The following is a 12,921-nucleotide window of genomic DNA, read 5'->3' on the forward strand; positions in this document are numbered from 1 at the left end:
TGGGGGGTGTGGGCGCGCAGGCAGTGCGCGTACGTCACCGCGCACATCGCGCCACTCCGCCCTGCCCGCTGCCGAGCGCGCCGCTGCCTACGCGGCCGCCCTCCTTGGCGAACGTGGAGTAGAAGTCGGGGGAGCCCATGCTCAGAAGTCCCATCCGTCGTCGTCCGCCCCGTCGTTGACGGGCTCCGGTGTGGCGAAGGACTCGCCGACCATGCCGGCGGTGAGCGTGGTGCCGTCGCTGGGGTCGATCAGGATGAACGAGCCGGTGCGGCGGGAGTCGGCGTAGGTGTCGGCGGGCAGCGGCTCCGCCGTGCGGATCTTCACCCGGCCGATGTCGTTGGCGACGAGCTGCCCGGGGTGCGGGTGCAGGGACAGGTCGTCCAGCGTGAGCCGGGCCGGGATGTCCTTGACGATCGCCTTGACCGTGCGGGTGCCGTGCTTGAGCAGCACCCGGTGGCCCACGGTGAGCGGCGCGTCGGCGACGTGGCAGACGGTGGCCTCGACGTCCTGGCTGGTGGCCGGCGCGTCCTTGGTGGGCACGATCAGGTCCCCGCGGGAGACGTCGATGTCGTCCGCCAGCAGCAGCGTCACCGACTGCGGCGTCCAGGCCACGTCGACCGGCTCGCCCAGCAGGTCGATGCCGGCCAGCTTCGACGTACGGCCCGACGGCAGGACCGTCACCTCCTCGCCGACGCGGAAGGTACCGGCGGCGATCTGACCCGCGTAGCCGCGGTAGTCGGGGTGCTCGGCGGTCTGCGGGCGGATCACGTACTGCACGGGCAGCCGGGCGTGGCAGTGCGCCAGGTCGTGGCTGACCGGGACGGTCTCCAGGTGCTCCAGGACGGTCGGGCCGCCGTACCAGTCCATGACCGCCGAGGGCTCCACCACGTTGTCGCCGGCGAGCGCAGAGATCGGGATCGCGGTGACCTCGGGGACGCCCAGTTCGGTCGCGTACGCCGTGAACTCCTCGGCGATGGCGGCGAACACCGGCTCCCTGTAGTCGACCAGGTCCATCTTGTTGACGGCGAGGACGACGTGCGGGACCCGCAGCAGGGCGGCGATGGCGGCGTGCCGGCGGGTCTGCTCGACGACGCCGTTGCGGGCGTCGACCAGGATCACCGTCAGCTCGGCCGTGGAGGCGCCGGTGACCATGTTCCGGGTGTACTGCACGTGCCCCGGGGTGTCGGCCAGGATGAACCGGCGGCGCGGGGTGGCGAAGTAGCGGTACGCCACGTCGATGGTGATGCCCTGCTCGCGTTCGGCCCGCAGCCCGTCGGTGAGCAGCGCGAGGTCCGGGGCCTCCTGGCCGCGGCTCGCGGAGGCGCGCTCCACGGCCTCCAGCTGGTCGACGAGGACCGACTTGGAGTCGTGCAGCAGGCGGCCCACCAGGGTCGACTTGCCGTCGTCGACGGACCCGGCGGTGGCGAACCGCAGCAGGGTGGTCTCCGACAGCTGTTCGACCGACAGCGGCTCGACGGGTTCCGTGGTGCTGGTCATCTTTAGAAGTACCCCTCGCGCTTGCGGTCTTCCATCGCGGCCTCGGACATCTTGTCGTCGGCACGCGTCGCGCCGCGTTCGGTGAGCCGGGAGGCGGCGATCTCGGCGATCACCTTCTCGATGGTGTCGGCGTCGGAGTCGACGGCGCCGGTGCAGGACATGTCGCCGACGGTGCGGTAGCGGACCCGCCGCTTCTCCACCGTCTCGCCGTCCTTCGGGCCGCCCCAGTCGCCGGCGGTCAGCCACATGCCGGCGCGGGCGAAGACCTCGCGCTCGTGCGCGTAGTAGATCTGCGGCAGCTCGATGCCCTCGCGGGCGATGTACTGCCACACGTCCAGCTCGGTCCAGTTGGAGAGCGGGAAGACGCGGACGTGCTCGCCGGGGGCGTGCCGGCCGTTGTACAGGTTCCACAGTTCCGGGCGCTGGCGGCGCGGGTCCCACTGGGAGAACTCGTCGCGCAGCGAGAACACCCGCTCCTTGGCGCGGGCCTTCTCCTCGTCGCGGCGCCCCCCGCCGAAGACGGCGTCGAACTTCTCCGCCTGGATCTTCTCGGTCAGCGGCAGCGTCTGCAGCGGGTTGCGGGTGCCGTCGGCGCGCTCCTTGAGCACACCCCGGTCGATGTAGTCCTGCACGGAGGCGACGTGCAGGCGCAGTCCGTGCCGCTCGACCGTGCGGTCGCGGTAGTCCAGGACCTCGGGGAAGTTGTGCCCGGTGTCCACGTGCAGCAGCGAGAACGGCACGGCGGCGGGGGCGAACGCCTTCAGCGCCAGGTGCAGCATGACGATGGAGTCCTTGCCGCCGGAGAAGAGGATCACCGGCCGCTCGAACTCGCCCGCCACCTCGCGGAAGATGTGCACCGCCTCGGACTCGAGGGCGTCGAGGTGGGAGAGGGCGTACGGGGTGTCCGTACCCTCCTCCACTGCCGCCACGGACGTCGTCATGCCAGTCCCCTTTCGGTGAGCAGGGCGTGGACCGCCGCGGCGGACTCCTGGACGGTCTGGTCCTGCGACTCGATCCGCAGGTCGGGCGAGACGGGCTCCTCGTAGGGGTCGTCGACCCCGGTGAGCCCCGTCAGCTCGCCCGCGGCCTGCTTGGCGTACAGGCCCTTCACATCGCGCACCGAGCACACCTCGACCGGGGTGGCCACGTGCACCTCCACGTACGCCGTGCCGGCCGCCTCGTGCCGCTTGCGCACCGCGTCCCGGCTGTCCGCGTACGGGGCGATCACCGGCACCAGCACCGTGACGCCGTTGCGGGCGAGCAGTTCGGCGACGAAGCCGATGCGCTGCACGTTGGTGTGCCGGTCCTCGCGGCTGAAGCCGAGGCCCGCCGAGAGGAACTCGCGGATCTCGTCGCCGTCGAGGAGCTCGACGCGGTGGCCCTGCTCGCGGAGCCGGCCGGCCAGCTCGTGGGCGATGGTGGTCTTGCCGGCGCTGGGCAGACCCGTGAGCCAGACGGTGGCTCCGGTGGTCACGTGGTTCTCCTGGATCTCGGTCGTCCCGATGGTCGTCGTCATGTCAGCCGTGCAGTCCGCACTCGGTCTTGGAGCGGCCCGCCCAGCGGCCGGCGCGCGCGTCCTCGCCCTCCAGCACACGGCGGGTGCAGGGCGCGCAGCCCACGGAGGCGTAGCCGTCCATCAGCAACGGGTTGGTGAGGACGCCGTGCTCGGTGACATACGTTTGCACGTCTTCCTGTGACCACCGTGCGATGGGGGAGACCTTCACCTTGCGCCGCTTCTCGTCCCAGCCGACCACGGGTGTGTTCGCCCGGGTCGGGGACTCGTCGCGGCGCAGGCCGGTCGCCCAGGCCTGGTAGCCCTTCAGGCCCTCCTCCAGCGGCTTCACCTTGCGCAGCGCGCAGCACAGGTCGGGGTCGCGGTCGTGCAGCTTCGGGCCGTACTCGGCGTCCTGCTCGGCGACCGTCTGGCGCGGGGTGAGCGTGATGACGTTCACGTCCATCACTGCCTCCACCGCGTCCCGGGTGCCGATGGTCTCCGGGAAGTGGTAGCCCGTGTCGAGGAACACCACGTCCACGCCGGGCAGGGCGCGGGAGGCGAGGTGGGCGACGACCGCGTCCTCCATGGAGGAGGTCACGCAGAAGCGGTTGCCGAACGTCTCGGCGGCCCACTGGAGGATCTCCAGCGCGGAGGCGTCCTCCAGCTCGCGGCCCGCCCGCTCGGCGAGCGCCTTGAGTTCCTCGGTCGTACGCTCTTCCTGAACCGCCGTCATATCGGTTCCCCTCCAGTGGAGTCGGGCTGAAGTCCCCGGGCGAGCAGCCCGAGGAACTTCAGCTGGAATGCGCGGTTGCACGCCCCGCATTCCCAGGCGCCGTGGCCCTGCTCGTGCGGACGCAGGTCCTCGTCGCCGCAGTACGGGCAGTAGAAGGGCGCGGCGCGCTCGGTCACGACAGGGCCTCCTCGGAGGCGCGGGCCGCCCAGGTGGCGAACCGCTCGCCGTCCTCGCGCTCGGCCTGGAAGCGCCTCAGGACGCGCTCCACGTAGTCCGGCAGCTCCTCCGCCGTGACCTTCAGTCCGCGCACCTTGCGGCCGAAGCCGGCCTCCAGCCCGAGCGCGCCGCCCAGGTGCACCTGGTAGCCCTCGACCTGCTCGCCCCGGGAGTTCAGGACGAGCTGGCCCTTGAGGCCGATGTCCGCGGTCTGGATGCGGGCGCAGGCGTTCGGGCAGCCGTTGAGGTTGATGGTGAGGGGCTCGTCGAACTCGGGGAGGCGGCGCTCCAGTTCGTCGATGAGCGAGGCGCCGCGCGCCTTGGTCTCGACGATGGCGAGCTTGCAGAACTCGATGCCGGTGCAGGCCATGGTGCCGCGCCGGAAGGTGGAGGGCCGGGCGGTGAGGTCCAGCGCCTCCAGGGAGTCCACCAGGGACTCGACCTGGCCCTCCTCGACATCGAGGACGATCATCTTCTGCTCGACCGTGGTGCGCACGCGGCCCGAGCCGTGCGCCTCGGCCAGGTCGGCGACCTTCGTCAGGATGGTGCCGTCGACGCGGCCGACGCGCGGGGCGAAGCCGACGTAGTAGCGGCCGTCCTTCTGCCGGTGCACGCCGATGTGGTCGCGCCAGCGGCTCGTCGGCTCGGCGGGTGCCGGGCCGTCGGTCAGCTTGCGCTTCAGGTACTCGTCCTCCAGCACCTGGCGGAACTTCTCCGCGCCCCAGTCGGCGACCAGGAACTTCAGCCGGGCGCGGTTGCGCAGCCGCCGGTAGCCGTAGTCACGGAAGATGGAGATGACGCCCTCGTAGACGTCGGGCACGTCCTCGATCGGCACCCAGGCGCCGAGGCGCACGCCCAGCTTGGGGTTGGTGGACAGGCCGCCGCCGACCCACAGGTCGAAGCCCGGCCCGTGCTCGGGGTGCTCGACGCCGACGAACGCCACGTCGTTGATCTCGTGCACCACGTCCAGCACCGGCGACCCGGAGATCGCCGTCTTGAACTTCCGTGGGAGGTTCGAGTACGCCTTGTTGTTCAGGACGCGGCGCTTCATCTCCTCCAGGGCCGGCGTGCCGTCGATGATCTCGTCCTCGGCGATGCCCGCGACCGGGGAGCCGATCATCACGCGGGGCGTGTCGCCGCAGGCGGTCACCGTGGACAGGCCGACGGCCTCCAGGCGATTCCAGATCTCGGGCACGTCCTCGATCCGGATCCAGTGGTACTGGACGTTCTGCCGGTCGGTGATGTCGGCCGTGCCGCGCGCGAACTCCTGCGAGATCTCGCCGATGACGCGGAGCTGCGTGGTGGTCAGCGCGCCGCCGTCGATGCGGACGCGGAGCATGAAGTAGCTGTCGTCCAGCTCCTCCGGCTCGAGGACGGCCGTCTTCCCGCCGTCGATGCCCTGCTTGCGCTGGGTGTACAGCCCCCACCAGCGCATGCGCCCGCGCAGGTCACCGGGGTCGATCGAGTCGAAGCCCCGCTTGGAGTAGATCGTCTCAATACGTGTCCGTACGTTGAGACCGTCGTCGTCCTTCTTGGTCTGCTCGTTGCCGTTGAGCGGGGTGAAGTGACCTACGGCCCACTGGCCCTCGCCACGGTGACGGCTCACCTTGCGGCGGGGAGTCGCGGCAGCAGGCTTCGGCGGGGTGGCGGCCATGGTTGACACGTCCTTCGGGACAGACGGGAAGCGGCTCTGACCTGCGCGCACGGCGCATGGCATACGTGTGGCATACGTGCGCGTCGTTGCGCGGGAGCGAGGCGAATGCGGGGAATCCGGTGGTGCTGGAGGGTGCTCTCAGCGGACCGGACAGATGGCGCTGGACATGCGGCCGAGGTCGACGTGCCGCCGACTCACCAAGGCAATTCCAGTTCCAGGCATGACGGAAGCCTGGCACGGCGATCTGGACACAGTCCAGCTTTATCCAAGATGCGGACACCCTTGTCCCGTGGAGTGAGACAAGGGTGTTGTGGATCACACGCCGCGCGGGTGGCGGGACCGGCGGCGGGGCGGGTCCTCGGTCAGGCGGGGAACGCTCCGGGCCAGGGCCCCGGGGTGGCCACCTCCGCCTCCTCCTCGACCTTGGTGTCGAACAGGCGGAAGCCGCGGCGCTGGTAGTTGTCCATCGCGTACGCGCCGTCCTTGCTGCACGTGTGCAGCCACACCCGTTTGGTCGTGGCCAGCCCCGGCCACCGGTCCGCCAGGTCCCAGGCGCGGGCGGTGCCGTACGAGAGCAGGTGGCCGCCGATGCGCCGGCCCCGGAAGGCCGGGATCAGGCCGAAGTACTCGATCTCCACGGTCCCGTCGTCCCCGGGCGTCAGCTCCACGTACCCGGCGGGCGTGCCGTGGTCGTAGGCGACCCAGGTCTCCACGCCCGGGCGCTCCAGGTGCTCCCGCCACCGCGCGTAGCTCCAGGTGAGCCGGTCCGTCCAGCGGATGTCGCCGCCGACCGAGGCGTACAGGAAGCGGCTGAACTCGGGGGAGGGCACCTCGGAGCGGACGATGCGGACGTCCCCCTCCGGTGCGGCGGCCGGCAGCAGATCGGTCGGCGCCGTCTGCTCCAGGGACCAGGTGGTCACGGCGATGTTGGTCATGGCGGTCAGAAAATCATCCGCGCCGGAGTCCTGTCGATCCCGGGCGAACCGTCACGCGTCGCCGCCGGAGTTCTGCCGCCCCGCCGGCTGTCACCCCCGCCGGTGCGCGGAAGCTCGTGAGGCCGGGCGTGCCGTCGCGGGCGGCGACGCACCCGGCCGCCGCCCTGGGACGGGGTGCGGCGGCCGTCAGTGCAGCGCGTCCTCGATCGATGTGAGCGGCAGGGCGAACAGCATGCGTCCCGACTGGGACCAGACCTCGCCGGTCCGTGCCCAGTACGACAGGGAGCCCACCGGCCCGCTCCAGCACCGCTGCGACCGGTCCGCCCCGCACTCCGTGGCCCGCGCGCCCTTCGCGTCCTGCCGCCACAGGGTCCCGCGCCCGTCCTGTCCGCCGGCCGCCCGTCCCAGGTACCAGTCGGGCCGCTGCGCGCCGGGCGGGCGGTACGACAGCACGCCTCCCACCTCGGCCGCCCCGGTCTCGTACGCCTCCAGCGCGTCGACGTGCCCGGCGGAGTCCGCGGCCGGCAGCCCGGAGCGGGCCGGGTCCGGGCTGAACGCGTAACGCCACAACCGGGTGGGCCGGTCCCCGTCCGCGGGCACCCGCTCGCTCGCCACCAGGCTGGCGGGGACGGTGGTGCGGTCCAGGGAGATCGCGCCGGGACGCGCGGCGCCGTGGGTGGCGGAGAGCCGGTACGAGGCGACGGCGGGCAGCACGTACCGGTGGCCGCCCGCCGCCCAGCCGCCGGGCACGCGTCCGACGGCGTTCGCCCGCGTGGTGGCGCGCTGGACGCGGTCCATGTCGTACACGTACAGCGCGTCGCGGTCTCCGGCACCGGTGGTGACCAGCAGCTTGTCCTGGTACCAGACCATGCCGGAGACGGGCGAGTCGAGCCCCCGGTAGTCCTGGCCGCCGTCGACCGGGACGGCGAGGAGGGCCGAGGTGTAGCTCAGGTGGTCGGGGTCGTCGGCGTCGACGAAGGAGACCCGGGCGAGGCCGCCCCCGGGCGTGCCGTCGTCGCGGGACCAGGCGGACAGGACGACGCGGTGGGCGGCCCGGCGGCCGTCCTCCTCGGCGTCCCCGGAGGTGGTGACCGCGCCGGGTCGCCAGCCGGCGGTGTCGCCGTCGTCCCAGCAGTAGGCGCGGGTGGCGGCGGGGGAGAGCGGCAGCGCCTCCCGTTCCTCGGCCGTGCAGTCGGCGGCGTCGCGCAGGGTGCGGTCGGCGGAGCCGAGGACGGCGTCGACGCCCACCGGTTCGCCCATCGCGGAGGAGAGCCGGTCGAGCCAGGCTCCCGGTACGGGGTGCTCCGTCAGCCGCAGGGCGCCGGTCTCGGCGGCGGAGGTGAGGGGCTTCAGGGCCCCGGGGTCGTCGGCGACCGTGGCCTGCGAGGCGCTGATCATCGTGGCGGCGCCCGTCAGCGCGAGGGCCGCTCCGGCCAGGGCGGCGCGCAGCGCCCTGCCCCGTCTGCGTCGGCGGTGTCTGCCGCGATGCTTCATAGAACCTCCACAGGCACCGGACCAACTGAACGTGACGGTGCTCGCGTTGACCGTGGCACAGCTGGGGCGATCCGTAGAGGATGCTACGGCAGACGGACGGGTTCGCGGACGCGGACGACGCAAATATGCGGAGACCAGCCGGATTTGCGGCCATCCGGGGCGGACCGGACCTGCCTCGGGGCCTTGAGGTGAGGGAACCGACGGCCGTTCAGGACACCGGTCCCGGCCGCCGTTCAGGGCGCCGGTGCCGGCTCGTCCTCCGTCGCGCTCCGGCGCTCCGCCACCGCCGGTGCCGTCGAATGGGGGAGCAGGTCACGGGGGTCGTCCGGGAGCAGCACCTCGACCTCGGCGTCCTCGCAGAAACGATACGGCCGATGCTCCAGGTACGCCCCGAGGTACCTCCTCACCCGCGACATCTCCGCCCGTACCGTCACCGTGCGGGCCGGGTCGCCGAACAGGTCCTCGGCCAGCCCCGCGGCACTGCGCCCACCGCGGTGGACGGCCAGCAGGTACAGCAACTCGGCGTGCCGGGGACTCAGTTCCCGCGCCCAGGCCTCCGCGCCGCCCAGCACCCGCACCGACCAGCGGCGCGGCTGCCCGAGGTCCAGCACGATCCGGACGGCGCCGTGCGGCCCCGGTCCCTCGGCGGCCCGCACCAACCAGCCCTCGGCCAGCGGCTCCACGGTGCACGCCCCGAACGACGGCAGCCATCCGGTCCCCGCCGCCGAGGCCTTGGGCAGCGTCACCCGATCCACGTACGGCATGCCCGTCACCGCCGCCGTCCAGCCGTCCCAGTCCACCACCAGGGCCCGCCCGCGCTGCCGGGCCAGCACCGGCGCCGCCACCGCCCGCAGCCGCTCCAGCGACCGCAGGTGCCGCTCGCGCAGCCGGGCCTCGGCGAGCTTGGCCACCGAGTCGACCCAGGCGAGCGTGGCCGGGTGCATCGTCTCCAGCGGTCCGCTCACGTCGACCACGCCGAGCAGCCGGCCGTCGCGCGGATCGGTGATGGGCGCCCCGGCGCAGGTCCAGGTCGCCTGGGACCGTACGAAGTGCTCGGAGGCGAAGACCTGTACGGGCCGCCGGGTGACCGCCGGGGTCCCCACGCCGTTGGTGCCGACGACGTCCTCCCGCCAGTCCGCCCCGAGCTCGAAGCCGAGCCCGTCGGCCCTGCGCAGCACCGGCGCGCTGCCCTCCCGCCACAGCACCCGGCCGTCGTCGTCGGCGACCACCATGATGTGCTGGGCGACGTCCGCCACGGACAGCAGGCCCTCCCGCAGCACCGGCAGCACATGCCGCAGCGGCGAGGCCTCCCGCCGCCGCCGCACCTCCTCCGGGGACAGCAGCCCGGAGCGGAAGTCGTGGTCCGGATCGACACCGCTGCGCAGCATCCGCTCCCAGGACTGCTCGATCACCGGACGCGGCGCCACCGGGGCTCGCCCGCCCGAGAGCCTGGCGGAGCGGACCTCGCTGAGCATCCGCGCCGCACGCGCCGTGTCGACGGCGGCGAACTGCGTCACGTCCATCGGCGAGAGCGCCACTGGTCCTCGTCCTCCTGGAAACCGGGGCCGGGGCGAGCGCGCCCGCGACCGGCCGGCCGCGGGCCCGTGGGCGTCCCGGATGTTCGTCTCATAGTGACCGCTTGCCCACGACGCGCGGGCACAGTCCGCACACAGCCGGCGGCAAGTTGCAACCCCTTGCAACCCTGGTGAACCGCCGTATCCGTGTCCAAACTTGAACCACGCCGTCCCGGACGGCGTACGCGGCCTGAACGGGCCCGTGTGGCGGGGGTGGTGCCGTGTCGGCGCAGCACCACCCCCGCGCCACGCGGCGGCCGGATCAGACCGGCGGCCGGGCCCGCTCCACCACCGACGCCAGATCGAGCGTCGGCGGCAGCGTGCCGAAGGCCGCGCCCCCGTCCCCGCCCAGCCGCGCCGCGCAGAACGCGTCGGCGACCTCCGGCGGCGCGTACCGCACCAGCAGCGCGCCCTGGAGCACCAGCGCCAGCCGCTCCACCAGCCGCCGCGCCCGCCCCTCGGCGGCCCCCAGATCGGCCAGGTCCGTCAGCAGGTCCCGGATCGCCGCGTCCAGGCGGTGATCGGCGCCGCGCGCGAGGCCGACCTCCGTCAGGTACGCGTCCAGCGCCAGCGGTTCCCGCCCCAGCGCCCGCAGCACGTCGAGGGCCTGCACATTGCCCGCGCCCTCCCAGATGGAGTTCAGCGGCGACTCGCGCACCAGCCGGGGCATCCCCGACTCCTCGACGTAGCCGTTGCCGCCCAGGCACTCGGCGGCCTCCACCGCCACCGGCGCACAGCGCTTGGTCACCCAGTACTTGGCCGTCGGCACCGCCAGCCGCAGCAGCGCCCGCTCCCGCTCGCTCCCCCCGGCGGCGGCGTCGTAGGCCGCCGCCAGCCGCAGCGCGAGCGTGGTGGCCGCCTCCGACTCGATCGCGAGATCCGCCAGGACGTTGCGCATCAGCGGCTTGTCGACCAGCTTCCCGCCGAAGGCCTCGCGGTACGCGCAGTGGTGCACCGCCTGCGCCACGGCCTGCCGCATCAGCCCCGCCGAGCCCAGCACGCAGTCGAGCCGGGTCGCCGCCACCATGTCGATGATGGTGCGCACCCCGCGCCCCTCCTCGCCGACCCGGCGCGCCCAGGTCCCGGCGAACTCGACCTCGGCGGAGGCGTTGGACCGGTTGCCCAGCTTGTCCTTGAGCCGTTGGAGCAGGAACACGTTGCGGGTGCCGTCCGCCAGCACGCGCGGCACCAGGAAGCAGGTGAGCCCTCCCGGAGCCTGCGCCAGCACCAGGAACCCGTCCGACATGGGCGCCGAGCAGAACCACTTGTGCCCGGTCAGCTCGTACGTGCCGTCCTCGGCCAGCGGCCGGGCCGCGGTGGTGTTGGCCCGCACGTCGCTGCCGCCCTGCTTCTCCGTCATGCCCATCCCGAACAGGGCACCGGCCTTCAGCGGGGCGGGCCGCAGCTCACGGTCGTACACCCGGGAGGTCAGCCGCGGCTCCCACTCGGCGGCGAGGTCCGGGTCGGCGCGCAGGGCCGGCACCGCCGCGTGGGTCATCGACAGCGGGCAGCCGTTGCCGGCCTCGACCTGGGTCCACATGAGGAAACCGGCCGCGCGCCGCACATGCCCGCCCGGCCGGGACCAGGCCGCGGTCAGACCGGCGGACACGCCCTTGCCCAGCAGCCGGTGCCAGGCCGGGTGGAAGTCGACCTCGTCGACGCGGTTGCCGTAGCGGTCGTGCGTGCGCAGGACCGGCGGGTTCGCGTTGGCCTGCGCGCCCCACTCCTGCGTCTGGGCCGACCCGCAGCTGCGGCCCAGGCCCGACAGCTCCGCCAGCGCCTCCTCGCGCAGCTCCGGTGCCAGATGCCGCTCGACCGCCGCCGACAGCGCCCGGTCGGCGGTGAAGACGTCGTAGCCGACCAGCGGCGGGACCTGATTCGTCACGGTGTGGGTACTGCCTGCCATGACCGCGAACCTACCGCGCCCGGGGGCGGGAGGACACCGTCCCGGGCCCGGCGGCCTCCGCGGATGAGCGCGGCCCCCCGCGGCGGATACCTTTAGGTCGTGCAGCCAGCAAGTGAATCCCCCGAACGGCCCTCCGGCCGGCTCCATCGCGCCCGGGTCCTGTACCGGAACGTCTCCAAGCGCAGGACCGCCTGGCTGTTGCTCAAGGACACCGTCAACTCGTGCATGGAGTACCGCATCCTCGGCCTGGCCGCCGAGGCCGCGTTCTTCACCCTGCTGTCGGTGCCGCCCCTGCTGCTGAGCGTCCTCGGCCTGCTCGGCTACGTCGACCTGTGGATCGGCGCCGACACCACGGAGAGCCTGCGCACCAGCATCGAGGACGCCTCCCGCACGGTGCTCTCCGAGCGGGGCGTCCAGCAGATCACCGAGCCGATCCTGGACGACGTGACGAAGGGCGGCCGGCCCGACGTCATCTCGATCGGCTTCCTGTTCGCCCTGTGGTCGGGCTCCCGCGCGGTGAACGTCTTCATCGACACCATCACCGTGATGTACGGCCTCGACGGCGTCCGGGGCATCGTCAAGACGCGTCTGATGGCGTTCCTGCTCTTCCTCGTCGCCCTGCTGATCGGGTCGGTCGCGCTGCCCCTGATGGTGGCCGGTCCGGACGCCGTGGTGCGGGTCGTGCCGTGGTCGACGACCGTCGTCCAGGTGCTGTACTGGCCGGTCGTCATCATCCTGTCCATCGCGTTCCTGACCACGCTCTACCACGTCTCCGTGCCCGTGCGCTCCCCGTGGATCGAGGACGTGCCCGGCGCGCTGGTCGCCCTCGCCATGTGGGTGCTGGGCAGCTTCCTGCTGCGCATCTACCTCACCAACACCGTCGAGGGCCCCACCATCTACGGCTCGCTCGCCGCGCCGGTCGCCGTGCTGCTGTGGATCGGTGTGTCCGCGTTCGCCGTGCTCGTCGGGGCCGCGGTCAACGCGGCCATCGACCGCGTCTGGCCGGCCGCCGCCACCGCCGCGGCCCGCGAGGCCAACGAGCGGCTGCGGCAGGCCCAGGTCGCCGAGTACGTGGCCCGCGCCGCCGCGAGCGGCGAGGCGGACCCCGACATGCCCTCGGAGTTCCCGGAACGCTGGTCCCGGTTCCTGCCTCCGGAGGACGTCACGGCCCGTCTGCGCACCCACGTGAAGAACGCGCCGCCCGCCCACCACAGCCACAACAACCACCACCACGAACACGGGCCCGGCCACGAGCACGGACACGACAAGCCGGAGGCCTCGTGACCGGCGGCCGCGCAGGAGGACGGGGCCTGCGGCTAGTGCCGCGGCAGGCAACGTTCGCCCCGTCGCGACGCCCGGCACGCCCTCTCGCCGCACCGGCCGAAAGCCCAAGTACATCCAGTACGAGGGCTTCCGG

At 72.8% G+C, this 12,921-nt stretch carries 12 protein-coding genes; 1 reads left to right on the top strand and 11 read right to left on the bottom strand.

Annotated elements, in window-relative coordinates:
- Positions 1 to 141: 141 nt before the first annotated feature.
- The 11 genes from RM812_RS15330 to RM812_RS15375 all read right to left on the bottom strand — a co-directional run bounded on the left by RM812_RS15330 (position 142) and on the right by RM812_RS15375 (position 11,504).
- Positions 142 to 1,497 carry a sulfate adenylyltransferase subunit 1 gene (locus RM812_RS15330; RefSeq protein WP_311573089.1) on the bottom strand — a complete coding sequence of 452 codons (1,356 nt, stop codon included), beginning with the start codon at positions 1,495 to 1,497 and terminating at the stop codon, positions 142 to 144.
- A gap of 2 nt (positions 1,498 to 1,499) precedes the next feature.
- Entirely contained in the window at positions 1,500 to 2,438 is a 939-nt protein-coding gene (gene cysD, locus RM812_RS15335; RefSeq protein ID WP_311573090.1) for a sulfate adenylyltransferase subunit CysD, read from the bottom strand.
- On the bottom strand, positions 2,435 to 3,013 hold the full coding sequence (gene cysC / locus RM812_RS15340) for an adenylyl-sulfate kinase (protein ID WP_311573091.1): 579 nt from the start codon (positions 3,011 to 3,013) through the stop codon (positions 2,435 to 2,437). The genes cysD and cysC overlap by 4 nt, the downstream gene beginning before the upstream one ends.
- 1 nt (position 3,014) lies before the next feature.
- Positions 3,015 to 3,725, bottom strand: coding sequence for a phosphoadenylyl-sulfate reductase (locus tag RM812_RS15345; RefSeq protein ID WP_311573092.1), 711 nt, complete (start codon positions 3,723 to 3,725; stop codon positions 3,015 to 3,017).
- Positions 3,722 to 3,901, bottom strand: a complete 180-nt coding sequence (locus RM812_RS15350; RefSeq protein WP_311573093.1) for a PDDEXK family nuclease — start codon at positions 3,899 to 3,901, stop codon at positions 3,722 to 3,724. Before RM812_RS15350 ends, RM812_RS15345 begins: the two co-directional genes overlap by 4 nt.
- Complete coding sequence (sirA, locus tag RM812_RS15355) at positions 3,898 to 5,595, bottom strand: sulfite reductase SirA (RefSeq protein ID WP_311573094.1); 1,698 nt, start codon at positions 5,593 to 5,595, stop codon at positions 3,898 to 3,900. Before sirA ends, RM812_RS15350 begins: the two co-directional genes overlap by 4 nt.
- A gap of 138 nt (positions 5,596 to 5,733) precedes the next feature.
- Positions 5,734 to 5,817 (bottom strand): putative leader peptide, encoded by an 84-nt coding sequence (locus tag RM812_RS43035; protein WP_351391960.1) that lies wholly within the window; start codon positions 5,815 to 5,817, stop codon positions 5,734 to 5,736.
- A 140-nt stretch (positions 5,818 to 5,957) separates the two neighbouring features.
- Positions 5,958 to 6,530, bottom strand: coding sequence for a GNAT family N-acetyltransferase (locus tag RM812_RS15360; protein WP_311573095.1), 573 nt, complete (start codon positions 6,528 to 6,530; stop codon positions 5,958 to 5,960).
- A 186-nt stretch (positions 6,531 to 6,716) separates the two neighbouring features.
- Positions 6,717 to 8,024 (bottom strand): hypothetical protein, encoded by a 1,308-nt coding sequence (locus RM812_RS15365; RefSeq protein WP_311573096.1) that lies wholly within the window; start codon positions 8,022 to 8,024, stop codon positions 6,717 to 6,719.
- A gap of 233 nt (positions 8,025 to 8,257) precedes the next feature.
- Entirely contained in the window at positions 8,258 to 9,562 is a 1,305-nt protein-coding gene (locus RM812_RS15370; RefSeq protein ID WP_311573097.1) for a GAF domain-containing protein, read from the bottom strand.
- Between the two features lie 298 nt (positions 9,563 to 9,860).
- Complete coding sequence (locus RM812_RS15375; protein WP_311573098.1) at positions 9,861 to 11,504, bottom strand: acyl-CoA dehydrogenase family protein; 1,644 nt, start codon at positions 11,502 to 11,504, stop codon at positions 9,861 to 9,863.
- Between the two features lie 99 nt (positions 11,505 to 11,603).
- Here RM812_RS15375 and RM812_RS15380 point away from each other — a divergent pair, with 99 nt between their 5' ends.
- Positions 11,604 to 12,788 carry a YihY/virulence factor BrkB family protein gene (locus RM812_RS15380; RefSeq protein WP_311573099.1) on the top strand — a complete coding sequence of 395 codons (1,185 nt, stop codon included), beginning with the start codon at positions 11,604 to 11,606 and terminating at the stop codon, positions 12,786 to 12,788.
- Positions 12,789 to 12,921: the final 133 nt, after the last annotated feature.

It is taken from the genome of Streptomyces lancefieldiae, from assembly GCF_031845825.1.
Taxonomy (GTDB): Bacteria; Actinomycetota; Actinomycetes; order Streptomycetales; family Streptomycetaceae; genus Streptomyces; species Streptomyces lancefieldiae.

What these genes read in the sequence shown, in the direction of transcription:
- RM812_RS15330 (WP_311573089.1), bottom strand. Translation starts at nt 1,497, where the DNA reads ATGACCAGCACCACGGAACCCGTCGAGCCGCTGTCGGTCGAACAGCTG.
- cysD (WP_311573090.1), bottom strand. Translation starts at nt 2,438, where the DNA reads ATGACGACGTCCGTGGCGGCAGTGGAGGAGGGTACGGACACCCCGTAC.
- cysC (WP_311573091.1), bottom strand. Translation starts at nt 3,013, where the DNA reads ATGACGACGACCATCGGGACGACCGAGATCCAGGAGAACCACGTGACC.
- RM812_RS15345 (WP_311573092.1), bottom strand. Translation starts at nt 3,725, where the DNA reads ATGACGGCGGTTCAGGAAGAGCGTACGACCGAGGAACTCAAGGCGCTC.
- sirA (WP_311573094.1), bottom strand. Translation starts at nt 5,595, where the DNA reads ATGGCCGCCACCCCGCCGAAGCCTGCTGCCGCGACTCCCCGCCGCAAG.
- RM812_RS43035 (WP_351391960.1), bottom strand. Translation starts at nt 5,817, where the DNA reads ATGCCTGGAACTGGAATTGCCTTGGTGAGTCGGCGGCACGTCGACCTC.
- RM812_RS15360 (WP_311573095.1), bottom strand. Translation starts at nt 6,530, where the DNA reads ATGACCAACATCGCCGTGACCACCTGGTCCCTGGAGCAGACGGCGCCG.
- RM812_RS15365 (WP_311573096.1), bottom strand. Translation starts at nt 8,024, where the DNA reads ATGAAGCATCGCGGCAGACACCGCCGACGCAGACGGGGCAGGGCGCTG.
- RM812_RS15375 (WP_311573098.1), bottom strand. Translation starts at nt 11,504, where the DNA reads ATGGCAGGCAGTACCCACACCGTGACGAATCAGGTCCCGCCGCTGGTC.